Annotated in this window: 21 protein-coding genes and 2 tRNA genes; 4 read left to right on the top strand and 19 right to left on the bottom strand. The window is 61.1% G+C overall.

From position 1 onward, the window contains the following. Window positions 1-5: 5 nt before the first annotated feature. The 6 genes from NUW12_01475 to NUW12_01450 all read right to left on the bottom strand — a co-directional run bounded on the left by NUW12_01475 (window position 6) and on the right by NUW12_01450 (window position 7,290). Entirely contained in the window at window positions 6-206 is a 201-nt protein-coding gene (locus NUW12_01475; protein ID MCR4401441.1) for a DUF2007 domain-containing protein, read from the bottom strand. Between the two features lie 138 nt (window positions 207-344). Further along, on the bottom strand, window positions 345-3,740 hold the full coding sequence (locus tag NUW12_01470) for a DNA polymerase III subunit alpha (protein ID MCR4401440.1): 3,396 nt from the start codon (window positions 3,738-3,740) through the stop codon (window positions 345-347). Between the two features lie 255 nt (window positions 3,741-3,995). Next, window positions 3,996-4,451, bottom strand: coding sequence for a pyridoxamine 5'-phosphate oxidase family protein (locus tag NUW12_01465; protein MCR4401439.1), 456 nt, complete (start codon window positions 4,449-4,451; stop codon window positions 3,996-3,998). A 114-nt stretch (window positions 4,452-4,565) separates the two neighbouring features. Further along, window positions 4,566-4,781, bottom strand: coding sequence for a hypothetical protein (locus NUW12_01460; GenBank protein ID MCR4401438.1), 216 nt, complete (start codon window positions 4,779-4,781; stop codon window positions 4,566-4,568). Between the two features lie 38 nt (window positions 4,782-4,819). Then, window positions 4,820-6,364, bottom strand: coding sequence for a hypothetical protein (locus tag NUW12_01455; GenBank protein MCR4401437.1), 1,545 nt, complete (start codon window positions 6,362-6,364; stop codon window positions 4,820-4,822). A 17-nt stretch (window positions 6,365-6,381) separates the two neighbouring features. Further along, a complete protein-coding gene (locus NUW12_01450; protein MCR4401436.1) occupies window positions 6,382-7,290 on the bottom strand; it encodes an aminopeptidase in 909 nt (302 codons plus the stop codon). A 321-nt stretch (window positions 7,291-7,611) separates the two neighbouring features. On the opposite strand from NUW12_01450, the gene NUW12_01445 reads away from it, so the two are divergent. Continuing rightward, window positions 7,612-7,932, top strand: a complete 321-nt coding sequence (locus NUW12_01445; GenBank protein ID MCR4401435.1) for a carbohydrate-binding protein — start codon at window positions 7,612-7,614, stop codon at window positions 7,930-7,932. 354 nt (window positions 7,933-8,286) lie between these two features. After that, on the top strand, window positions 8,287-8,931 hold the full coding sequence (locus NUW12_01440; GenBank protein MCR4401434.1) for a DUF1614 domain-containing protein: 645 nt from the start codon (window positions 8,287-8,289) through the stop codon (window positions 8,929-8,931). A 252-nt stretch (window positions 8,932-9,183) separates the two neighbouring features. Here NUW12_01440 and NUW12_01435 read toward each other — a convergent pair. The 13 genes from NUW12_01435 to NUW12_01375 form a co-directional block, all read right to left on the bottom strand. Then, a tRNA-Glu gene (locus NUW12_01435) sits at window positions 9,184-9,259 on the bottom strand. Window positions 9,260-9,278: 19 nt separating this feature from the next. Beyond that, window positions 9,279-9,352 (bottom strand) — tRNA-Gln (locus NUW12_01430). A 242-nt stretch (window positions 9,353-9,594) separates the two neighbouring features. Then, window positions 9,595-11,061, bottom strand: coding sequence for a glutamate--tRNA ligase (gene gltX / locus NUW12_01425; protein ID MCR4401433.1), 1,467 nt, complete (start codon window positions 11,059-11,061; stop codon window positions 9,595-9,597). Window positions 11,062-11,331: 270 nt separating this feature from the next. Then, on the bottom strand, window positions 11,332-11,835 hold the full coding sequence (locus NUW12_01420) for a carbohydrate-binding protein (GenBank protein MCR4401432.1): 504 nt from the start codon (window positions 11,833-11,835) through the stop codon (window positions 11,332-11,334). Between the two features lie 197 nt (window positions 11,836-12,032). Beyond that, on the bottom strand, window positions 12,033-13,319 hold the full coding sequence (locus NUW12_01415) for a stage II sporulation protein P (protein MCR4401431.1): 1,287 nt from the start codon (window positions 13,317-13,319) through the stop codon (window positions 12,033-12,035). Between the two features lie 212 nt (window positions 13,320-13,531). Then, the gene (gene htpX / locus NUW12_01410) at window positions 13,532-14,425 is read right to left on the bottom strand and encodes a zinc metalloprotease HtpX (protein MCR4401430.1); all 894 of its coding nucleotides are present in this window, start codon (window positions 14,423-14,425) and stop codon (window positions 13,532-13,534) included. A gap of 29 nt (window positions 14,426-14,454) precedes the next feature. Beyond that, a complete protein-coding gene (locus NUW12_01405) occupies window positions 14,455-15,006 on the bottom strand; it encodes a LemA family protein (protein ID MCR4401429.1) in 552 nt (183 codons plus the stop codon). A gap of 151 nt (window positions 15,007-15,157) precedes the next feature. Then, complete coding sequence (locus tag NUW12_01400) at window positions 15,158-16,516, bottom strand: amidohydrolase (GenBank protein ID MCR4401428.1); 1,359 nt, start codon at window positions 16,514-16,516, stop codon at window positions 15,158-15,160. 116 nt (window positions 16,517-16,632) lie between these two features. Next, window positions 16,633-17,301, bottom strand: a complete 669-nt coding sequence (locus tag NUW12_01395; GenBank protein MCR4401427.1) for a tetratricopeptide repeat protein — start codon at window positions 17,299-17,301, stop codon at window positions 16,633-16,635. Window positions 17,302-17,365: 64 nt separating this feature from the next. Further along, window positions 17,366-18,559 carry a pyridoxal phosphate-dependent aminotransferase gene (locus tag NUW12_01390; GenBank protein MCR4401426.1) on the bottom strand — a complete coding sequence of 398 codons (1,194 nt, stop codon included), beginning with the start codon at window positions 18,557-18,559 and terminating at the stop codon, window positions 17,366-17,368. 82 nt (window positions 18,560-18,641) lie between these two features. After that, window positions 18,642-19,232, bottom strand: coding sequence for a flavin reductase family protein (locus NUW12_01385; GenBank protein MCR4401425.1), 591 nt, complete (start codon window positions 19,230-19,232; stop codon window positions 18,642-18,644). Window positions 19,233-19,267: 35 nt separating this feature from the next. After that, entirely contained in the window at window positions 19,268-19,453 is a 186-nt protein-coding gene (locus NUW12_01380; GenBank protein MCR4401424.1) for a 4-oxalocrotonate tautomerase, read from the bottom strand. Between the two features lie 34 nt (window positions 19,454-19,487). Next, the gene (locus tag NUW12_01375) at window positions 19,488-19,946 is read right to left on the bottom strand and encodes a QueT transporter family protein (protein MCR4401423.1); all 459 of its coding nucleotides are present in this window, start codon (window positions 19,944-19,946) and stop codon (window positions 19,488-19,490) included. 293 nt (window positions 19,947-20,239) lie between these two features. On the opposite strand from NUW12_01375, the gene NUW12_01370 reads away from it, so the two are divergent. Next, window positions 20,240-21,415 (top strand): M28 family peptidase, encoded by a 1,176-nt coding sequence (locus NUW12_01370; protein ID MCR4401422.1) that lies wholly within the window; start codon window positions 20,240-20,242, stop codon window positions 21,413-21,415. A 314-nt stretch (window positions 21,416-21,729) separates the two neighbouring features. Continuing rightward, complete coding sequence (locus NUW12_01365; GenBank protein ID MCR4401421.1) at window positions 21,730-22,782, top strand: ATP-grasp domain-containing protein; 1,053 nt, start codon at window positions 21,730-21,732, stop codon at window positions 22,780-22,782. Window positions 22,783-22,862: the final 80 nt, after the last annotated feature.

The raw sequence follows: 22,862 nt of genomic DNA, 5'->3' as shown, positions 1-22,862 counted from the left end.
TCTCTCTACCTTCCAAATGCAGCGGTAAGAAGCTCCTGTGCGTCCTCGGCCTCAGACTCCGGCACGAGCACCTCCACATTGGCGGAGTTGCCCATGTGGGGCACGCCGGCCGGGCGCAGCATCACCAGCATCCCCTCTTTTTCGAGCATCTCCTTCATCATTTCGGCCACTGGCCTGTTTGGCGCGATGTACACGACCGTCCACATTCGCTGTTTCCTCCTCTGCAAGCAGGAAGACGCTGGATGTAGTATGTCCACTCATGTTTATGCTGTTTTCTAGCTCGCGCCCGAATATCCTTCTGCACTCCGGTTTGGCTCCTTCCTGACTCCCGGACCCATCACCGGTTACTGCTTGGCGCCGGGGACATCCAAGTGCAGGTCAACCTTTGTTCCCTCGGACACCCATACCTGAGGGGAAGTCGAGACCACGGCCGTTCCTACGGAAGTCGACACACGGAGGAAGACGGGGATGTCACCGCCTCGGCCACCGCTCGTGAGCTTCCTCTTGAGCTTCTCCATGGCACCCCTCGTGGTCGTCTCGCCGTCGAGGGGGATTACCACGATTTCCTGGGAGAATGGCAACACCACGTTGGCCAGGATTTTCGCCCCTTCTTCCTTCATGTCGAGTCTGCCATGCACTAAGACGATGGCATCCTCCGCTATGAACCTGAAGCACTCTTCGTACACCCGCGGGAACACCACTACCTCCACCGAGCCAGTCAAGTCCTCCAGGGTAAAGAAGGCCATAGGCTGCCCGGTGCTTTTCGTGACTGTTTTCCGGAATGCCGTTATGATCCCACCGACGGACACCTCATCTCCGTCCGGGTGATCCGCGAGCGTAGCTACCTGGGCACTCACGTGCTCCCGCAGCTTCGCGGCAACGCCCTGCAAGGGATGGCCCGACACGTAAAGCCCCAAAAGCTCCTTCTCCATGGCAAGCCTTTCCCGCTCGCCGAATTCGGGAACAGAGGGCAGAGGAACCTCGCTAGAGGCGAATTCCCCCTTCTCATCGAAGAGATCGAAGAATGATGCCTGCCCCTTCTCCCGTTCCCTTCTTCCAGCCGAAGCCGCATCGTGTGTGGAGTCGAGCACCAGGAGGAGCGCCGCGCGACTCGCGCCCGTAGAGTCAAATGCGCCGCAGCGTATCAAGCTCTCTATGGCCTTCTTGTTGACCTCTCTGAGATCGACCCTCTCACAGAAATCCGACAGGGACCTGAACTTGCCGCCGCTCTTGCGGGCGTCGATGATCGCCTGAACGGCCCCCCTCCCCACGTTCTTGACGGCCGCCAGACCAAAGCGAACCCTCCCCCCGACCGCCGTAAAGTCCTCGAAGCTCTCGTTGATGTCGGGTGGTAATACCTCGATCCCCTTCTGACGGCACGCGTCCACGTAGAAAGCGACCTTGTCGGACGCGCCGGTCACACTCGTGAGGAGAGCGGTCATGAACTCCACGGGGTAGTGCACTTTGAGCCAGGCCGTCCTGTACGATATCATGGCGTAGGCCGCGCTGTGGCTCTTGTTGAACCCGTATCCCGAGAAGAATTCCATGAGATCGAAGATCTGGGCGGCTGTCTCCTCGTCCACACCGCGCCTCCTCGCGCCCTCCATGAACTTCTCGCGTTGGGCTGCGAGGACCTCAGGCTTCTTCTTGCCCATCGCGCGCCGAAGTATGTCGGCCTCCCCTAGGGTGAAGCCCGCCAGCGTGCTTGCGACCATCATGACCTGCTCCTGGTAGAGCATGTTACCGTAGGTTTCCTTCAAGACAGGCTCCAGGTCGGGGTGTGGATACTCCACGGGCTTCTCCCCGTGCTTCTGCTGGGCGAAATCCTGTATGCGCCCCATCGGCCCGGGTCGGCCGAGCGCGAGTATGGCGATGATGTCTTCAAAGCACGTGGGCCTGACTTCTCTCAGCAGTCCTTGGAAGAGGCTGCTCTCCAGCTGGAACACACCTAAGGAGTCACCCTGCCTGAGGGCCTCATACACTTCCCGGTCGTCCAGCGGGATCTTGCCTATGTCGACTTCCTCTCCCCGCGTGTGCCTTATGATCTCCACAGCCTTTCCGATCACAGTGAGGGTGCGCAGGCCGAGGAAATCCATCTTCAGGACGCCGATCTGCTCGAGATCCTCCATGGCGAACTGGGTAGTTATGGCGTCGTCGCTCGTCCGATACAGTGGCACGTGTTCCACAAGCGGGTCCTTGGAGATGACAACTCCCGCAGCATGGACCGAAGCGTGCCTGGGCATGCCCTCGACTGCCCTCGCGGTGTCGATGAGGTTTTTCGTCTTCTCGTCCTGATCGTAGGCCGCTTTCAGCTCCGGTGACGACGCGAGAGCCTTGTCTATGGTCGTGCCCGGCTCCATGGGGACCATCTTGGCTATCCTGTCCACTTCATTGTACGGGAAATTGAGCACGCGACCAACGTCTCGTATGGCCGCCCGGGCAGCCATGGTGCCGAAAGTTATGATCTGCGCAACCCTGTCGGCACCGTACTTCCTGGTGACGTAATCGATGACCTCGCCGCGCCGCTCGAAGCAGAAGTCCACGTCGATGTCGGGCATGGTGACTCGTTCAGGATTGAGGAACCTCTCGAATATGAGACCGTACTTGATGGGGTCGATATCAGTGATGCCGAGGGCGTAGGACACCAGGCTCCCAGGCGCTGATCCGCGACCCGGACCGACGTAGATGCCCTTCTCCCGAGCGAACCTTATGAAGTCCCATACGATGAGGAAGTACCCAGCGTACCCCATCTTCACTATGACATCCAGCTCGTAGTTGAGCCTGGCGGTCAGGTCGCCGGTTACCTCGTCGTACCTCTTCTTCAACCCTTCCGCGCAGAGATGTCGCAGGAAACTCTCCTGGGTGTGACCCTCCGGGACCTCGAAGACCGGGACCGCGGACCTCCCGAATTCGAATTTGAAGTTGCAGCGCTCCGCGATGATGAGCGCGTTCTCGAGCGCCTCCGGCACGTGCCTGAAAGCCGCCTGCATCTCGTGTGCGGACTTGAGATAGAACTCATCCGTAGGAAACCGAAGGCGGTCTTTGTCGTCGACGGTCTTTCCTGTCTGTATGCACAGGAGCACGTCGTGCACCCGGGCGTCCTCGCGCCGCACGTAGTGGACGTCATTGGTCGCCACGAGAGGGATTCGCAGCTCCCGAGCCATGTCCATGAGCGCGGCGTTCACCAGGTCTTGCTCACGGATGCCGTTGCTCTGGAGTTCGAGGTAGAACCCGTCGGGTCCGTAAATCTCCCGGTATTCCGCGGCTTTGCGCTTGGCTGCCTCGTAGTTTCCCTGAAGGATCAGGGAGGGCACCTCCCCAGCCAGGCAAGCCGAGAGCGCGATGATGCCCTCTCTGTGTCGGTCCAGCGCTTCCATGTCAACCCTGGGCTTGTAGTAGAACCCATCCACGAACCCGATGCTCGAGAGCTTCACTATGTTCCCATAGCCTGTTTCGTCCTTCGCCAAGACCACCAGGTGGTGCTGGTCGTCGTCCACGTGAGGGGTGCGATCGTGCCGGGTTCTCTTCGCTACGTAGAGCTCGCACCCGATGATCGGCTTTATGCCATGCTTTTCTGCTGTCTTGTAGAAATCGATGGCCCCATAGAGGACCCCGTGATCGGTCATGGCCAAAGCGCCAAGTCCGAGTTCACGAGCCCTCGCCATGAGATCAGGCAGCTTGCACGCCCCGTCGAGGAGCGAGTACTGGGTATGCAAGTGCAGATGAGCGAAGCTCCCCACGTGCCCCTCCCCTTTCGCCCATACGTCGGCCCATGCGTCCGCTGTCGCCGCCTCCTCGCCTTGCGACGGGGAGGACCGCGGATGATAGTAGACGCCAATGGCGGGCATATACCCGCCATTCAGGTACTACAGATTATATCAGTTCTTGACCCGTGGGCAAGTTCCTCTTCTTGAGAGTGGCACACACTCGAGAGCAGCGCGTGGAAATCCACAGCGTGACGGGGCGCTTGGAGCGTCGGGCCCGCGACCTCACTCCTACATAGGCTGGGACCTGAGCTCAGCCAGCACCCTCTTGAAGGCAAACGCGATGCTTTCGTGCCTGGGCCGCGTTCGGACACCTTGGCACACCACCAGATCCGGCCAGGAGTCATCCTTGACGCCGCACACTTCGACCTCGACCATGGCCATGAGAGGATTCGCTTCCATGGAAGGCTTCACTACGACAGCTTGACCCTTGATCCCGACGGCGATGTCCCCCTCGTCGAGCACGGCTATCATGACGCTCTTTCGGCGCTCTAGGTGTACAAGAGCTGCGCTGCGTCGCTCGAGCGCCATCCGGATGGTGTTCCTGGACACGGACGTGATGGCGTTCACCGGGGTCGTCCAAGGATCGCCGCACTCATCCACCGTGGCGACCACCACGGTCGCGACTCGCCTGCCGAGGAGGTCCATTACCCTCTCGTCGAGAGGGCCAGGGGAGATGTCGCCCATTGCTTCCAGCCCCCGAGCGGCAGCAGGTAGCCAAGAACTCGCAGCCGCCCGCTGTATGGATATTCCCCGGCAGACACGGTTATGTCGACGGAACGCGAAGCATGAGCGGCCATCTCACTCGTGCCCGTTTCCCTCCGGCTCGTCCTCCGGACCCACCCACAGAGCCTCCTCTGGGGTCTTGCCCAGCACCTCCGCCGCCTCGTCCTCGTTGACCTCAGTCATGAGCATGTCTAGGAAGTCCTTCTCGTCGACCTCCAAAGCCCGTTTGGTGACTTTCTTTACGCTCTTCTTCGGGACGCGCGGGTCTCTTGAAGGCGACTTCGATGCCATGAGTATCACCGTCCTACCCCAAAGTCTGCGCATCGCGCCTACAAACTATCAAGGATCTCCTCAACGAGCGGCGCGGGATCGGCCGCTCCAATGCCGAGCCTTGCTGCAAGGGCATCGACGGGAAGCCTCTGCCCTTCGGAAAACAGCTCGCGTAAGGCGGCGCCTGTCTCGGCGTAAGCGTACCAGCGTTCTCCGAAACGCTTCATCAGGAAGTGTCGCAAGTGCGCCTCGAACACCCATGCCCTCAAGTACCGGGCTGAGTAGAAGCCGTCATCCACATCCGTCAGGTAATCGCTTTCAGGGTACCTCACTTTCAAGGCATCCGTAAGGATACTCGCGTACTCCCGTGGCATCTCGGCTAGATCGCTCCCACCGTGCAAGCGAAGCTCATACAAAAGCTTGGCCGCATACCTCCGCACCATGTAGAGTTTGTGAAGCAACGCAAACGCGCGGTATTCCTCCAGGAGCGTTCCCGCCGTGTTCTCGGCGAGCCACCGCTCGCAGGTCGCCAGGTATTCGAACAGGAAAGCGTACGCCTCGGTGACGGAGTCGTCCCCCAGCCATCTGTGCTCGAACGGCAGATCGGGCCTCACGTTTCCGTAGTGCCAGGCATGGCCAGCCTCGTGGAGTATGCTGTGGTAGTCGTCGTGGCCGCCGTGGGGCATTATGACGAGCATGACCTTGCCGGGAACGTCCAGCGGCGCGCAGAACGCTCGCGGTGACTTGTTATCCCGCGCCTGGGAATCGATGTGAATGTTCGGATGGTTCCGGATTGACAGCCCCATGCCGGCAACGGTGGCCTCGAGCGTGGGGACCACCTTCTCTTCTCGGAACATCTCGTCGAACCTCGCTCCCCGAAACAGGAAAGCTAGGTCGTGGCGACGTACGTCTCTAAGGCGCATCCCAAGCACTGAGCCGGCCGCCCTCTCCATGGCACGCGTGTACGCGGCCTCAGTTTCGTCCAGCAGGTCCTGCATGGCCTGGCCTAGGCTGTCGAGGTCTATGCCGCCCACGTCGGCGCAGAACGACTTGTAGTCGGTGTACCCGAGGTCGCGCACGAGGGAGTGGAAGGTCTCCATGCGCTCCTCGCGTCGGGGGTTGTTCGCTATCGTGACCCTCTGTCGCTCCGCCTCGAGCGCCGCCCTTGCCCGTTCGTTCGGCTCGTTGGCCAGGACGACTTTGGAGTTTCGAAAGGGGATCTCCCTTCCTTCGAACTCCACCACGGCCAGTGTCTCGGCTGAGACGATGGCATCCGTGATATCTCTGGTGGCTGCTGCAAGGAACCCGTCGCACGCAAACCCCGCGAGGCATCGCGCGGATGACTCTGAACCAGCTTCGCCGTCGGCTCCCGTGCCGCTGAGCGTCCCAGAGGCACACATATGCCCAAGCACCGAGGGTTTCGTCGCCCCCCTGAACATCTCGAGGATTGCCAGCACCTCACACTTTTCGAACAGGTCGGCATTCCGCTCATATATGCTCGACGTGTCCAGCGACGCCTTTAGGCCGGCACCGTTCAGATAAAGCTCCTCGTTCAGATCGCGGAGGAAGGCCTCCGCGCGAAGCCGATACTCCTCGAGCTCCATCGTGGCCCCCCCTTTAATCACACCTTCAGGACACCGTCCTCTATTACAGCAACTCCGTCCACGAGCAGCGTCGGTTGAAGGATTATGCCATCGAGATGGCTGGGAACGTCGACGGTCCCTCCGAAGCTCACGTTGTTTCCGATGGCGATGTGGACGGTCCCCAGCACCTTCTCGTCCTCCAGCACTTTGCCGGTGACGACTGCCCGGTCGTTCGTTCCGACCCCAAGCTCGGCTATGTTTCTGGCCGGCTTCCCAAGATGAGCTATGGCCTCCTCCAGCGCCTTGGCCCCCTGTCCGCCCGAGATCTCGGTGACGTACCCATGCTCCACTCTCATGGTGATGTGGTCCTCGAGCACGCCCACTCCTGCCATTGCGCCATTCACCACGATGACTCCCTCCGCGGAGCCCTCAACGGGAGCGATGTACGCCTCTCCCGCAGGCAAGTTCCCGAAGTCGCCCGGAAGACGGTACATGCCGGTGTCGGGGTGGCCCACCCTTCCCTCGAGGGACAGGACGAGGTCGGTACCCGAAGGGCTCAGCACCCTCGCGGATTTCCCCGAGGTCAGGACATCGGCGACTCTCCTGCTGACCTCCGAGATAGACGAGTAGTCCGCGCAAAGCGTGCGCACCATCGCCTCTCGTGTGATTCCAGGCAGCGTCGCAATCCTCGCGCCCGCCTGACATGCCTCGCGCCTCGCCGCGGTATGCGAGAGGGACTTGCTCGTCGGGGCGAGCACGACATCCACGGTCTTCATGATGGCCGCCACTGGAGCGGGCGGCTCTTCACCGTTTCTCGACCTCGGGATCATCTCCAAGAGCATCGCCTCCGCCCCGAGAGAGCATGCAGCTTCCCACAGGGCGAAACCGATCTCCCGCAGCTTATCATCTGTGATGACAAGCACGGTCTCCCCCGAAGCCACCCCCATGCACTGCGCGACGGCTGTGTGCGCAGCTCGACGAAGGTCCCCGCCTGATACAACCACTTGCGATCCCTCCCAGCCGGACGCCTCCCGGCTTCAAACCGTTATCGAGGTTCCCGGTGTAGTATGGGTAGTGATTTCTCCTCCATGCACGTTTCTCCTCCACCCAAAGCGGCTCTTTCGACGGCACCTCGGTGAGCGAGACAGGCAAGGCGCCTCCATCTCACGGCCCTCCTCCAGTGAAGGCGGAGAGCGCGACACATAAACCTGAACAAAGACAAGATAATAATACTGACATCAACAGCCGTGAAGGGGTGAAGGTGGCACATGCCCAGAAAAACCATGCGAGACCTATTCATCGATAGGAGGGTAGCGGTAGACCCCGTCCCTCTCGCCAGCAAGAAGAAAGGGACGATAATGTACAGGGGTCTGCTCTCATCGTCAGGTGCCGATTCCGTCTACTTGTACTGTGGGTACGGCGACAACTGGGAGAACGCGCGCTTCACTCCGATGACCAGACTCGACGACTTGACATGGTCAGCGGATGTGACGATTGACGGAGACAAGACCTTCAATTTCTGTTTCAAGGACGGCGCCGACCACTGGGACAATAATTCCGGCCTCAACTGGGGTGTTGAGATCGTGTGATCCCGCGGCGCGTGATAGTCTCGGTCTGCCAGACTCAGGCTTGGAAGTGGGCCCTATCCGGCGCGGAAGGGCCCGCCGTGCATTCTCACTGATCCCCGCCAGACCCCGCAGGACCGCCGCGAACCGCGCCGAACCTCTGCGAACGCAGCCGGTTCGCTCCCGCAGCGGTGACCCCCGAAGAGGCGCATGACGACCGCCCCAAGCGAGCGCATATCAGGTATAGTATAATGGATATGATCGCCTCAGCCATTGGTCGGCGCTTTCCTCACGTGTGCCGCGGCGAGTTGGCCGGCGGCAGGAACGGCGCCCGGCACCGGTGGCGAGCGCCAAGACGATAGATCGGGGGATGAGCCTGTGTTCGGTTTGCTTCCCTTGTTGTTGCTCTTCATCCTATTTCTACCGGCTCTCGTGTTCTTGTTCTACTTCAACGTCGCGGCCATATCATTCACCAAACTGGGTCTATCGCCCGAGGGCGCCATCCTGCTCTTCGGGCTTTCGCTGCTCGGAAGCGTCGTCAACATCCCCCTGGCAAGACAGCGCACTGTGGTGGAGGATCCACTCTGGCCTTTCTCCTCGTTCTTCTTCTATTACCCTCCGCGCGTACGCCAGCAGGTCATAGCCGTCAACTTCGGGGGGGCGGTGGTGCCCACTGTGTTCGCCCTCTATCTACTGCAGCGGACGCCCCTTTTCCCAGCGGTCGTCGCCTCGGCGGTGGTGGCCTGGGCAGCCAAGTCCATTGCACGAGTGGTGCCCGGTGTGGGGATCGCCCTGCCAGCGTTCATCCCGCCGCTCGTCGCAGCGGGAGCAGCGTTGCTGTTGGCGGGGGAGTATGCCGCGCCGGTGGCGTACATAGCTGGCTCCATAGGCACTCTGGTCGGTGCGGACCTGCTCAACTTGCGGAAGATCCGCAGCCTCGGACCGCAACTGGTCAGCATCGGCGGGGCAGGCGTGTACGACGGAATCTTTCTTGTCGGAGTGGTGGCCGCGTTTCTTGCGTGAAGGTCTTGCGTGAACGCGTGATCGCGTGAGCGAATGAGGACTGGTCCTGGGCGAAGGCGAACCGCGCGGCCCAAAAGTCGCGTCGCCCATGGCCCAGCCTGTGCGTTCTCCCTTCTCGGCTTCTGGCTCCAGGTGGAACAGTCAAGAGCTCGGTTTCGGTCTCAGCGTAAGGCACGGCGCGAGTCGATGCGGACGCTATGCGACGCCGTACGGGGACATCCGAAAACCATGGAGCGGGGAAAGTACAAAAAGTGGTGGCCCCGACGGAATTCGAATCCGTGTCACCGCCTTGAGAGGGCGGTGTCCTGGGCCGCTAGACGACGGGGCCACACAACCGAAAACCTATTTGGCTGGGGAGGGAGGATTCGAACCCCCGCAAACAGATCCAGAGTCTGTCGTCCTACCACTAGACGACTCCCCAGCTTGAGTTCTTTCTTGGATGAACCGCACGAAGATAAACCGCACGAAGCTGTCGCCGGTCATCCCCACACGTGAATTCTAGCACAGCTCAGGGTGGCGCGTCAACCCCTGTTGTCAGCCATACTGTTGTCAGCCATACACGAGTTCCGTGTTACCCCCAATGTCAGTGCCGCTCCCCTGCCTCTAACCGCCATCGCCCGCCGACCGCCTGAGCGTCTAGATAGATGCTTCGCGCCTGGGCCCTTAAGCTCCGGCTGACAGCCTGGCAATGGCCGACTCCAGGCGGGAGCACGTCACGTCCTTGCCGAGCAGCTCGAGAACCTCAAACAACCCCGGACTCGCCGCGCGCCCCGTCACCGCGACGCGCACAGGATGGATCACGTCGCCGGCTTTCCGGCCCACCTCCGCCGCGTAACCTCTCAGCACCCTCTCGACCTCAGCAGCCGTGAACTCCCCGAGCGATCCCAACCTTTGTCGCACCTCGCTCAGAGTCTCGGGAACGTAGTCCTTTGCGAGAAACTTCTCGAAAGCTTCGGCCTCATAAGAGACTCCCTCAGTGAAAAAGAAGGATCCAAGAGCGACGACATCCCTCAACGTGTGCATTCTCTCCCTTAGGAGACCAACTATCCGCTCGACGCGCGCCATTTCGCGCTCGTCGGGGTCCGCGGGAATGAGCCCCGCCCTAGCTAGGTACTCCACGGCGAGTTTCGCAAGGGTCCCCACGTCGGTCGCCCTCAAGTAGTAGCCGTTCATCCACAGCAGCTTGTCAGGGTCGAAAACCGCGGGGTTCTTTGAGACCTTATCAAGGGAGAACTTCTCCACTAGCTCTTCCCTGCTGAAGATCTGCTGGGTGGCATCGTAGGCCCAGCCGAGCAGGACCAGATAGTTCACGAGCGCGTCAGGCAGGTAACCGTCCTCGCGGTACTGCTCGATGGACGTGGCGCCGTGCCTCTTGCTGAGCTTGGTCCTGTCAGGTCCGAGAATCATCGAAACGTGCGCGAACTCCGGAGGATCGAACCCAAGCGCCCTGTACATCATCAGCTGTTTCGGAGTGTTCGGAAGGTGCTCGTCACCCCGGATGACGTGGGATATCTCCATGAGAGTGTCGTCCACGACCGCAGCGAAGTTGTACGTCGGGTAGCCGTCGGACTTCATGATGACGAAGTCATCGATGAACTTGTTCTCGAACCGGACCTCCCCCCTGATGAGGTCCCTCACCACGGTGTCGCCCTCGTCCACCCTGAACCTGAGAGCTGGTTTGCGGCCCTTGGCCTCCAACGCGCGGCGCTCCTCCGGCGACAGGTTTCTGCATCGTCCGGAGTACCCCACGGACTCGCCTCTGTCCAGCATTGCCTTGCGAGCTTCCTCGAGTTCCTCGGCAGTGCAATAGCAAGGATATGCAAGTCCCTTGGAGAGCAGCTTCGCCGCGTGCTCGCGGTACGTCTCCAGCCTTTCCGACTGAAAGTAAGGCCCGTACCTGCCGCCGACGATCGGCCCTTCGTCCCAGTCCAGGCCAAGCCACTTTATGCTGTCTATGATCGCTTCCACCGACGCCTCCGTGGACCTTTCAACATCAGTATCCTCGATTCTCAGCACAAAGGTGCCCCCGTGGTGACGTGCGAAAAGCCAATTGAACAGCACCGTGCGCGCTCCTCCGACGTGCAGGTGCCCTGTGGGAGATGGAGCAAACCTCACCCTGACCCGCGCCATGACACGACCCCTCTCAGCAGCCTTTACAAGCCTTCATGCCTTGCATTATACCCCACGAGGCCAGGGTCTTCAAGGCACGGAGGAGGCGGTTGTGCACGGACCGGGCGGGGCGGGGCAAACGCGCGTGTTCGGTTGATGGGCTGGCAGGCGAAGACGCGGGCGAAACCCGCGTCTGACTCGCCCGAGAGACGAGCGGTCGCGAGGACCGAACCGCGCGAGGGTCGAACCGAAGTGGCGGGGGCAGGAGGAGAGCTTCCGCTGTGCCCGTGGCTACGTGACGAGTTCGCCGTTGTGTATCTCGTAGCTCCAGTCGCGTCCGTTGTTGTTGTCCCAGTTGCCCGCGTTGTCCCTAAAACAAAAGTGGAACCTCGAAGTCTCCTCGAGAGGCAGATCCACCCGGGCTTCGAATGTTCCGGGTTCCACCTTCGTCATGGGGACGTCCACCACGGAGTTCCACGTGCCAACGCCGTAACCCATGTGCAAGTACACCTGCTCAGCCCCTGCCTTCGCGAGCAGACCGCTATACTTGACGGACACGGATTCCCCAGCGGTGATCGGGGTGGGACTTACGTACACTCCGTCGTCGACGTGCGCTGGAGCCGTGCCTGCCGCGGAGTGGACACCCCGGCCGCTCCCAACTCCCTGGTCTCCCTGACGTGGGGTCCCCGGTCGTGCCCGCCCGGACGAACGTCGACCTGCCTGGGCTATTTCAGACGCGACTTCGACGTCCGTCCTGTTCAGTCTCTTCGTAACCCAGTCGATGATGCCCGCCATGAGCCTGCAAACCTCCTCCAAGCGGTGAATGCGGGACTTCCGCATTCATAGTCTACCTGGGCCGAGGCGCAGCTATAGATGCAAATCCCCCCTGCGAAGGCGTCGCGAGGAAAGCCAGATAGGCGCTTGGCGCGACGTCTTCGCGCGCGCACCCGCGCGCTGCCGCTGCGTCCTCGATCCACGGACCGATCGCCCGCCTAGCTCCGCTCCCGATTCTCCGCGCCCAGTCCGACGTCATCGGCCCTCTCGCAAGCACCCGTCCCGCCCCTCCCGTGGACGCCGTGATCCCGGTCAGGGTCGTCGTCTTCGCGTCCACCCTCTCTCTCACGAGGTCTGGGCCTCCTTCGCATGCCAAGGACGCTGGCGAACTCGACGTTGGCCAACCTGCGAAGCCTTCGGCGCACCCCGTCTAGGCTTCCCTCGTTGAGGAGCAAGAACGCGGCCCCGCCGACCAGCACTATGATTCCGGCCCACGCAAGGGTCGATATTGCGCGGCTGTGCTCCCCGGCCGCCCTGCGCTCCGCCTCGGTACCCGCAGTCGCTCCCTCGGGCGTTATTCCGTACAAAACAGCCGGGATGGACAGGATGAAGTTCACCATGACGCGTTCGGCTGCTTGCTGACTGTTCTCGTGCGACCCCATCTCAAAGAGCAGGGCACGAGGAGAGAGATCTTGATTGAAGGTGCCTTCCCCGTAGAAGATCCCCCTGACGAATCCCGGGAAGTTCTTGTCGGCGAAACTCTTCACTGCGAACGCGAACTGCTCGTTCGCCTTGAGGTTCGGGTTCTGCCTGCCGAGCACGATCATGACCTTGGCTCCCGGCTTGCCCGCGACAGTGGTAGCATACGCCTCGAGTGGAGCGGCGTCCCTGTGGAGGTCGAAGAGGGCGTCGGGGTTGCTGCGAAGAAGCGTCGCAGCCGTTCGCCTGGACCGTGCGTAGGCAGAGCCGTCGTGGGGCAGGTGAGACGCCCAAGATTGAACCGCTCGGAGACCGACAGTGCGTCGCAGACGGTCTCTGATCACCGCACCCACGTTGTAGACGTCCCCGTGAGGAGCCACCGAAGCGGTCCCGCTCGTCGGGATGTACGATTCATCGCTGTGCGTGTGGTATATGGCCACCACGCGCCCTGCCGGAGCTTGAGCAAGCAAGCGCGGGGTCGCAAGCGACGTCATGGAGAGCTCGCGAATCCAGGCCGCCCGAAACGCGGCCGCAGCCGCGTCCAAGTCGACCCGCTCCACGAGTCTTGCCCGAGCGATGTGGTCTTCCACGCTCACGACCCTGTACCGGCGGTTCTGGGGGTCGACGAACTCGTCGCCCACCACCACCACATGGCAGGTTTGAAGCACAACCTTCCCTGTATCTTCGTCGATCACCGTATACCAGTGCTCCGTGTCCTCTTCGCACCCCTGCGCCCGCGCGACCGATGCCGCACAAAGAACGCACGCGAACGCCAGGAGCGCAGCACAAAGCCGCCTCGGCACCATTGGCAAGCACCCCTTGAGATCGTGATTGACAACATGTTGAGATACGTAGACCACATCGAACGATGCTGCTCAGGCTACACCATGGTTAGTATGGAAGAACGAGACCAAAAAGATGAGCCCGCGGCGTCCATACGTCGCCGCAGGCCGCAGGGCGTTGCAGGCGGTACCGTCTGATGAGCGTGGGGTGCCTTTGTTCGATCGTGACCCCCGGTTTACATGGACCTAAGCCTGGCTATCCGTTCCTGGATGGGAGGGTGAGTGCTGTAGAGATAGCTCGCCCTCCCCCGGGAGTCCTTCAGAGGGTTCACTATGTACAGGTGCGCCGTCGCGCGGTTGGCTGCCTCGAGAGGCTCGGTGTCCGCGGCTATCTTCTCGAGCGCGTCGGCGAGCCCGGGCGGATACCTCGTGAGCAGCGCCCCGTCGGCGTCTGCGAGAAACTCACGCTTTCGTGAAATGGCGAATCTGATGAGCTGCGCGGCCAAGGGCGCGAGAATTGCGAGCACCAAGGCGATGACGACGATCACCGCACCGGCCTGGCCGCGTCCGCTGCGCTCGCGGCGCCTCCGGGATCCTCCCCACAAAAACGATCTCATCATCCAATCTGATAGCAATGCGGCGACTCCCACGAGAACCACGGTCACGCTGGCGAGGAGTATATCGCGGTTCCTAATGTGGGACATCTCATGCGCGACGACGCCTTCCAGTTCCTGACGGTTGAGCTTCGAGAGCAGTCCGGTGGTGACCGCAATGGCGGCATGCTCCGGGTCGCGCCCCGTCGCGAACGCGTTCATAGCCGTGTCGTCGATGACATACGTCTTCGGCGCAGGTATGCCTGCGGCTATGGCGAGCCCTTCCACAGTGTTCCAAAGGTACGGGTATTCCTCCTTCGTCACAGGTCTAGCCCCGCTCATTGCGAGCACGATCCGGTCGCTGTAGTAGTAGCTCGTGAAGCTCATGACCGTCGAGACGATGAGCGCGAAGACAAGTCCGCTCCAACCCGCGCCTGACGCTTCGCCGAACGCGTACCCCAGGACCGCGACGAGAGCGACGAAGAGACCCATCAAGAGCCGGGTCTTGTTGATATTGCTTGCTATCTGCTCGTACATGGCACCTTAGGGCTTCACCTCTCGCCTGATTAGAACTTCACCCTGACAGGCTCCCGGGCAGCCTCCTCGATCTCGAAGAAGTCCTCTGGAGAGAAACCGAACAAGCCAGCTATGAGGTTTGTTGGAAACACTTGAAGACTGTTGTTGTACCTCATCACGGTATCGTTATAGAACTGCCGTGCGTACGCGATCTTGCTCTCCGTGCCTGATAGCTCCTCCTGAAGCATCAGGAAGTTCTGGTTCGCCTTGAGCTCGGGATACGCCTCCGCGACAGCGAAGAGCGACCTCAGAGCTCCCGTGATCGCGTTCTGGGCTTCGGCCTGCTCGCCCACGGTCTTGGCGCTTGCCATTTGGGCGCGAGCTTTCGTAACCATCTCGAAAGTCTCTTTCTCGTGGGCGGCGTACCCCTTGACCGTCTCCACCAAGTTAGGAATGAGGTCGTAACGCCTGCGAAGTTGCACGTCTATCTGAGACCAAGCGTTCCGGATCCTGTTCCGAAGCACGACGAGCCTGTTGTACGAGGTTATGAAGAAGAGAACGACGACGCCGAGAATCACGAGTGCCACAAGCGCGAACACCACGTCTCACCCCCATGTGTCTTCTTGTTGCGCGACTCCTTGATTCCGTCGACGTGAACGAGTGCCGCCGCCGACATCCTTTCGGTCGTCCCATCGGGTCGCACACCGTTCCACGTCAGGCCTCCGACACTCGGTTGCATATCTCTGGACTCCATCATACGCACACCAGGGCCCGCGCCCTCTCCTCAGCTCGTGCCAAGACTTCCTTCTCATCCACGTGGGTGAGCACCCCGTCCTCCATCACCACGTTCCCGTCAATGATCACCGTACGAACGTCTGAGGACCGCGCGGAGTACACGATATGCGAGACAATGTCGTGATGAGGATGCATGTGGGGCCCGGTCGCATCCATCAAGACTATATCAGCCTTCTTGCCTGCCTCCAGAGTTCCGATGCGCGCCTCGAGCCCAATCGCCCGAGCGCTTCCGAGCGTCGCCAGGCACAACGCCTCGGGTGCGGCGAGGACCGTGGGGTCGTTCGAAGCGAGCTTGTGGAGGAACGCCGCGATCCTCGTCTCTTCGAGGAGGTCCAGGTTGTTGTTGCTCGCCGCCCCGTCCGTGCCAAGACCTACCTTGACACCGGCCTGGAGCATCCTAGGCACGGGAGCGATGCCCGACGCTATTTTCATATTGCAGCCTGGGTTGTGTGCAACGCCAACGCCTTTCTCGCTCAGAATCTCGATGTCCCGCTCGGACACGTGTACGCAGTGCGCTGCAAGCACCGGAAATTCGAACAGACCGTAGCTGTCCATGAGCTCTACTGGGGACAACCCCCCGTGCAGGGCCTTGCACTCCCGCACCTCGCCCTCGGTCTCAGACAGATGGATATGCATGCCCACCCTGAGTTCAGAAGAGGCCTCCATGACTCTCTCCAGGAAATCCTTTGGACACGTGTACGGAGCGTGGGGTCCGAGCATGGTGGTGATCCTGCCGCCGCAGGCTCCGTTCCATCGTTCGCACAGTTCTCTACCCTCGGCGAGGGCCTTGTCGGCGCCTGGAGCGCTTCCGATGAGGCCTCGAGAAAGAGACGCCCTCATCCCCGTCTTCTCCACGGCCTTCGCCGTCTCATCCATGAAGAAGTACATGTCCGCGAAGGTCGTCACGCCGGCGCGGATCATCTCGACGCACGCAAGCATGGTCCCCCAGTACACGTCCTTTGCTTCCAATCTCGCCTCCGCCGGCCATATCTTCCGGGTGAGCCACTCCATGAGCGGCATGTCGTCGGCGAACCCGCGAAACACCGTCATTGCGGCGTGCGTGTGCGCGTTTACGAGCCCGGGCAGGGCGACAAGTCCTGAGCCGTCGATGACTCTCCTCGCCCGACCGAATCCCTCGGGAGCGGGAGACGGACCGGCGTATGCGATCTCCGACCCCACCACTGCGACATCGCCTTTGGGCACCACCAGCGGGCGGCCATCACCTGGCGAGACTATCTGCACTCCGCGCACGAGGATGTCGATGCCCACGTTCGCTCCGTCAGCACTTCCTCCGTCTGCACTTTCCTCACGCCACACCCTAGGCACAGAGCATACCCCCAATTCCGCGACCGTCCGTGCGCCGCCACTTCGACCAAACCCGGCGGCGCCGTCCTCCTCGCCTGTCATCCGGCCTCGCATGTCATCCGGCGCCCTCACTTGAGCGTCGACAGCTCTCGCACCGCGCGCCCAGCTTGCGCAAGTTCCAAGACCGACAAGAGGTACCAGCCTTTCTCCTTGTATGCCAGACCGAGCAGCAGATGCGTGTACTCATTCGCCGGATCCAACGAAAGCGCAGCCCTCAGAACCTCGATGGCCCTGTCTAGCTCTCCTGTCTTGGACAGGCTCACCGCGAAATAGTGACGAGTCCACACGTTACGCGGGTCGAGCCGAACAATCTTCTCCAGGCACGCGGCGGATCTCTCGAAGTCGGAGAAGGCATAATACGCGAAGCCAACGAGGTTCAAATTGACCACGTCTTCGGGATCCCTTTCCAGTGCCTGCTCCGCCTTGGCTATGACTTCTTTGCCGAACGTCTCATATCCGGCGGTCTCAATCGCTCGGAACTCGCGCGCCGCTTCCTTGATCATCCCCTGGTTCGCGTACGCGACGGCGCGGTACAGCCGAGCCTCGAGATCGTCCGGAGGACGCTTCACGTTGGCTTCCACAATCGCGTTCCAATCGACGACGGATTCGCCCCTCGACGACGAGGACGCTGCCCCTACGCCCTCCGCTGCGCCTCCCGGACATGCGATCATCGCCAGCAGCGCTAGACGCAGCAGCGTCAAGGCCGCCCTCGACACAGGGGATCGGCTGCGGCCCATCCCATTTCGGTCTCGTCCCCTGGTCCCCATACGCTCGGCTCGCGAATCCCCCATGCCTGGTCGCTCAGCGCGCTCGGGCGAGAGCTTCCTCCATCCTATCAAGGCCTTCCGCGATCCGCTCCATTGAAGTTGCGTAAGACAGGCGTACGCAGCCATCGTTTCCGAACGCTACGCCGGGCACGACCGCCACGTGGGCGTGGCGAAGGAGCGCTTCGGCAAACGAAGTGGAGTCCGTAATCTCCACACCGCCGAGCTTGCTCCCGAAGTAGTGGGACACATCGGGGAACGCATAGAACGCTCCTTCAGGGACCGGGCACACTACACCCTGCATCCCGTTCAGCCTTCGCACCATGTAGTCCCGCCTCTTCGCGAACTCGTCGCGCATGTTCTCCACCGGGCCCTTGTCGCCCGTAAGCCCTGCAATGGCCGCCTTTTGCGAGATCGATGTGGGGTTGGAGGTCACGTGTCCCTGAATCGTCTCCATGGCGCGTATCAGCTCTCTCGGTCCGGCCGCGTACCCGATCCGCCAGCCCGTCATCGCATGAGTCTTCGACACTCCGTTCACGACTATTGTGAGGTCCTTGATCTGGGAGCCAAGCGAGGCTATGCTGACATGCTCTGCCTCGCCGTACGTGAGCCTCTCATATATCTCATCGGATATAACGGCCACACCGTGTGCCACCGCCACGTCGGCGATCTCGCCAAGCTCCTCGCGGGAGTATACCGACCCCGTGGGGTTGCAGGGGCTGTTCAGGATGATGGCACGCGTCCTTGACCCTATGGCGCGCTCTATCGCGGACGCGCTCACTTTGAACCCGCGCTCCATGTCGCCCTCGACGAAGACCGGGTCGCCGCCTGCAAGGTACACCATCTCAGGATATGAGACCCAGTACGGGCTCGGGACTATGACCTCATCGCCCTCATCGCACAGCGCAAACACCGCGTTGAATATGGAGTGCTTCGCCCCGCACGAAACGAGCACTTCTTGGGGACCGTAATCGAGCCCGTTCTCGGCCCGCAGCTTTTCGCAGATGGCCGAGCGCAGCTCAAGGATGCCGGCGGTCGGCGTGTACTTGGTGAATCCGGCCTTGATCGCTTCCACGGCTGCGTCCTTGATGTGGCCGGGCGTGTCGAAGTCAGGCTCTCCAAGGCTGAAGTTGACGATGTCCGCCCCTTGGCTGCGCATCTCACGGACGAGGGCATCCACGCCGAATGTCTTCGAAGGGCTCACTCTGGTCGTTCTACGGGCCAGCTTCACCCATGATGCCACCACGCACCCACGCCGCCTGCGCGGCGCCCCGTGGTGACGCCCCTCCTCTCTCGCTTCCGAATTCCCGTCTTTACACCTTCCTCGAAGAGCCTTCTTCCCTGCCGCCCTCCACAGCGTACCCATACCGCCCTACCCAATCCCCCAGGCGGTAGTAGTCAGGGCTAACGTACGCGAAAGGCTTCATCGCCGACACGTCGATGCGTCCCTCGGGCGTGAGCACCCCTTCGATGGCATGGACAGCTACGACCTCGCCCACGAACAGCTCGTGTGATCCGAGCACGACTTGGTGACGCACGGCACACTCCATGCTTATCGGGCACTCCGCGATGTAGTGGCACGCCACCTCCTCGCCCGCCACCGCCGTAAGACCAAGCGCGGCGAACTTGTCAACGTCACGCCCGGACACGTTCCCACAATAGTCCGTGGCACGAAGCAAGTCTTCGCCCGGGACGTTCACGCAGAAGGCACCGGTCTCCTTGATTATCCCATGAGAGTACCTGGAGAGGTTCACCGCTATGGACACCATGGGAGGAGTCCCGCAAGCGACGCCCGTCCAGGCCAAGGTGATTATGTTCGGCCGCCCGGACCGACTCGTGCAGCTCACCATGACTGCTGGTATAGGGTACAGGTAATTCCTCAACTTGGCCCGCGTCTTGCGCATGGCTTGGCATTCACCTCTTTCGACTCATGCCGATCTCACTTGTCGCACCAGAGCTTGCCTGCTTGAGCATAGTTCTCCTTCTTCATGTCCCGAAGGATGATGCTCACAGCACTCTCAGGACAGCCCACAGCCTCCACTATCGCCTTTGTAACCTTCTCTGCCAACGCCCTTTTCTGTTCGACGGTTCTCCCCTCAATCAGCTCGATCTGAACGATAGGCATGTGTGAAACCCCCTTCCTATTCATCGCGCTCCAATCAGCGCTCATCACTTTGCAGTCTGCGGTTCACGAACCTCAGAATCGGCACGCCCACGGCCAGCACCGAGATCGCCTCAGAAGCCCCGATACTGAGGACGAGCATCCAATATGGGACTTTCGTCAGAACGGTGAGATAGGCGCTTACGAGAACCGCGTTCAACACCACGGGAGCGAGGTACGCGATGGGACTATGACGGAACGCCCGTGTGATTGCCGCTGCTACAAGGGTGATGAGGCTCCCGAACACTATGTCGGGTAGACCATAAGGCCCGATGAGGTTGGTGACGAGGCATCCCACGAACAGCCCGGCAACAGCCTCGGGAAAGGCGATCGGCAGGAGCGCGAGCGCCTCTGCCAGCCTGAACTGGAGCGGTCCGAAGCTGATGGGCGCCAGCGCATACGAAACCGCTACATATGCTGCGGCAACCAAGGCGCCGCGCACGATCCCTCTGATCACCCGCGATCGCCCCTGCTGGACGTGCTGTCTCACTTCACATCGCCCCTCAGAACCCACAGCCAGGCACACAAGCGTGCCCCGTCGGGCGCGCGTCCCGTCGCGCGATGGTGGTATTATTCTCCCCCAAGAAGCCAAAGTCCTCTGCCCGTGTCGAAAAACCCTAGTAACGGGGGAAACGCGAGCCACGAAAGTCCCGACACCCTGGGAACCCGGAATCGTTGAACGACCCTCATGGAATGCGCTATCATGAGTGGGGGAGGCACTCGGTCATTTCGTGGCGCATCAGAAGAGGGGTGAGTCTCGCGGAAAGCACTCCATCTCGACGCAACGGTCTGGCGCAGAACGTTCTCCACAAGTTGGGTGCGGGAGTGGGTGTACTGCTATTAAGCACGGCGTGCGGCCGCACAATCACAGCCGCCACGTGCGTCGGAACACAAGAGCGTTGCGTCGCGCAGGAACTCGCGCGCGGCGGCAGCGTTCTAGGCACTTCCATTGACAGCATCCTTTACGCTTCCATAGAGGACCGCCTGGCCAGCCCAACGGCTGAGAGCAGTGTCAAGATGGCCTCCCCAGGCACGTTCGACGGCTCCGCGGGCGACCATGCGGGCGACATGGTCGAGGATGCATGGCACTACCTAGAGTTCCAGACACGCCTGGGTCCGAGGAACCCCGGGTCGACGGGCCACCGAGAGCTCGTAGACTTCCTCGTGTCCGAACTCGTCAAGTCCGCAGACGATGTCCAGGTCCAGCCCTTCGAAGTAGCGCACGAAGGCGCGAAGTATTCCATGACGAACGTCTCCGCGCTCTTCAAGGCGTCGGACGGCAGGGAGAGACCCTTCATCCTCCTCGGGGCGCACTTCGATACTCGACCTCGCGCGGAATGCGACCCGGTGCCAGAACTAAGATCAAGCCCGATACTGGGGGCGAACGACGGAGCCTCCGGAGTGGCCGTGCTTCTCGAGATCGCCCGTATGCTCGCATATAGAAGGCCACCCGTTCCGGTCATGTTGGCGTTCTTCGACGGCGAGGACTTCGGCGCATCGACGGATTGGATGTTTCTGGGGTCGAGGCGGTATGCCGAAACAACAAACCCGTCTGACGTGATGTGCGTGTTGCTCCTTGACATGATCGGAGACGAGGACCTCGACATCTATGTCGAGAGGTATTCGCTCTTGAGCTCACCAGATCTGGTGGACACGGTGTGGTCGGCGGCGGAACGCTTGGGACACGGGCAGACCTTCCACAGGGAGCTTGGCCTCTACATCCTCGACGACCACATCCCTTTCATTGAGAGAGGAATCCCCTCCATCGACATCATCGACTTCGACTACCCGTACTGGCATACGACCCTCGATACGGCAGACAAGTGCAGTCCCCATAGCCTGCGAATCGTGAGGGATGTTGTCCTCGAAGTCATCCTAAGGGGTGAATTCGCTGGTCCTTCCCTGCACAAGCCCGAGGGGTTCTGAGGGGAAACTAAAGCCTCATGCAAAGCTCAGGAATCCCCAATCGCTGCCAGAGCTGTTTCCAGTCCAAAGGCTCCAAAACTGGCACTATTGGGCGCTAGACAACGTTTTCGGCCGGGTATAGACTCAACTACTGAAAACACAGGCGCCCTGGGGACGCGCGCCGCGGAGGTGGTCATGGGGCCTGGGAGGCGACGCAAGGAGCCAAACAGGGTGGTAGAAAGCCCTGGTCTACCGGAGGCGGGTTGTGACCCGCTTGCGCGAAAAAGCCTGATATTGCCGACTTAAGAAATGCCGTCAAGTAGTGGGGGATGACCATGGGATTTGTGGTAGGTCTTGCCTACAACCTCAAGAAGGATTGTCCCAGGTCCGAGATATTGGTCGAAGACGCTGACGCCGAGTTTGAGGAACAGGCAACGGTAGACCGAATAGCAAAGGCCCTTCGGGCCGCGGGGCACCGCGTCGTGATGATGCCGTACGGTCCGGGGCTTCTTTCCAAGTTGCAGCGTGACCATGTCGACATCGTCTTCAACATCGCCGAAGGATGGGATGGCAGGTGTCGTGAAGCCATCGTCCCGGCGATACTGGAATCGCTCGGAATTCCGTATACCGGATCAGACCCGCTCACGCTCGCGGTGTGCCTCGACAAGGCCGTGACAAAGGCCATCGTTTCATCTTACGGAGTTCCGACGCCCAAGGCGGTCAAGATCGAATCAGCCGCGGATCTGCCCGAATACGTCGACGAGGAATTCCCTCTCTTCGTGAAACCGGCCTACGAAGGTTCCAGCAAAGGCGTGAGGCACTCGTCCAAGGTCAACACCAGAGAAGAGCTTGTGGACATGGTGAACTGGATAACCGGAACCTACCGGCAACCAGCTCTCGTGGAAGAGTTCCTTCCAGGGCGCGAGTTCACCGTGGGCATACTGGGCAATCGTCAACTCGAGACGTTCCCCATCATGGAAGTGAGACCTTCTTTGGAGATCGAACCCGAGTCGTTCGTGTACTGCTATGACACGAAGCACAACAACCTCGAGAAGTTCCTGTGTCCCGCGCCCATCTCCGACGAATTGGCGGGCAGGATCCTCGATGTGGCCATAAGGTCTTTCCGGGTGCTGGAATGCAGAGATCTCGCACGCGTCGACGTGCGACTGGATGGCGCAGGCAACCCGCACTTCCTGGAGATCAATCCGCTGCCAGGCCTTTCGACGGTGAGCCTCTTCCCGATAGTCGCGATGGCGGGCGGGGTATCCTTTGAGGACCTGGTGAGAAGGATCCTCGAGACCGCGGCGACGAGGGTGAATCTCCGGGCGCGCAAGGCGGCGCAGGAGGCCGTCACGCGGCGTTCCCGCTCCGCTCTGGCCCGGTCCTGAGAAGGCCGGCTCGAGGGTCGCCAAAGCAATGGCGGCACATCGGACGAGGACTGTCTGAGGTCCGGCGCCATCCACCGCGC

The sequence above is a fragment of the Bacillota bacterium genome (genome assembly GCA_024653485.1).
Classification (GTDB): Bacteria; Bacillota; SHA-98; order UBA4971; family UBA4971; genus UBA6256.
The sequence above is the reverse complement of the archived record's forward strand: the minus strand, read 5'-3'. Positions and strand labels throughout refer to the sequence as shown.

Coding starts and splice junctions, on each gene's coding strand:
- NUW12_01420 (MCR4401432.1), bottom strand. CDS start 11,835: ATGGCGGGCATCATCGACTGGGTTACGAAGAGACTGAACAGGACGGAC.
- NUW12_01365 (MCR4401421.1), top strand. CDS start 21,730: ATGGGATTTGTGGTAGGTCTTGCCTACAACCTCAAGAAGGATTGTCCC.
- gltX (MCR4401433.1), bottom strand. CDS start 11,061: ATGGCGCGGGTCAGGGTGAGGTTTGCTCCATCTCCCACAGGGCACCTG.
- NUW12_01415 (MCR4401431.1), bottom strand. CDS start 13,319: ATGGTGCCGAGGCGGCTTTGTGCTGCGCTCCTGGCGTTCGCGTGCGTT.
- NUW12_01450 (MCR4401436.1), bottom strand. CDS start 7,290: ATGGGGGTGGCTTCGGGGGAGACCGTGCTTGTCATCACAGATGATAAG.
- NUW12_01475 (MCR4401441.1), bottom strand. CDS start 206: ATGTGGACGGTCGTGTACATCGCGCCAAACAGGCCAGTGGCCGAAATG.
- NUW12_01455 (MCR4401437.1), bottom strand. CDS start 6,364: ATGGAGCTCGAGGAGTATCGGCTTCGCGCGGAGGCCTTCCTCCGCGAT.
- NUW12_01460 (MCR4401438.1), bottom strand. CDS start 4,781: ATGGCATCGAAGTCGCCTTCAAGAGACCCGCGCGTCCCGAAGAAGAGC.
- NUW12_01465 (MCR4401439.1), bottom strand. CDS start 4,451: ATGGGCGACATCTCCCCTGGCCCTCTCGACGAGAGGGTAATGGACCTC.
- htpX (MCR4401430.1), bottom strand. CDS start 14,425: ATGTACGAGCAGATAGCAAGCAATATCAACAAGACCCGGCTCTTGATG.
- NUW12_01395 (MCR4401427.1), bottom strand. CDS start 17,301: ATGGGCCGCAGCCGATCCCCTGTGTCGAGGGCGGCCTTGACGCTGCTG.
- NUW12_01445 (MCR4401435.1), top strand. CDS start 7,612: ATGCCCAGAAAAACCATGCGAGACCTATTCATCGATAGGAGGGTAGCG.
- NUW12_01380 (MCR4401424.1), bottom strand. CDS start 19,453: ATGCCTATCGTTCAGATCGAGCTGATTGAGGGGAGAACCGTCGAACAG.
- NUW12_01385 (MCR4401425.1), bottom strand. CDS start 19,232: ATGCGCAAGACGCGGGCCAAGTTGAGGAATTACCTGTACCCTATACCA.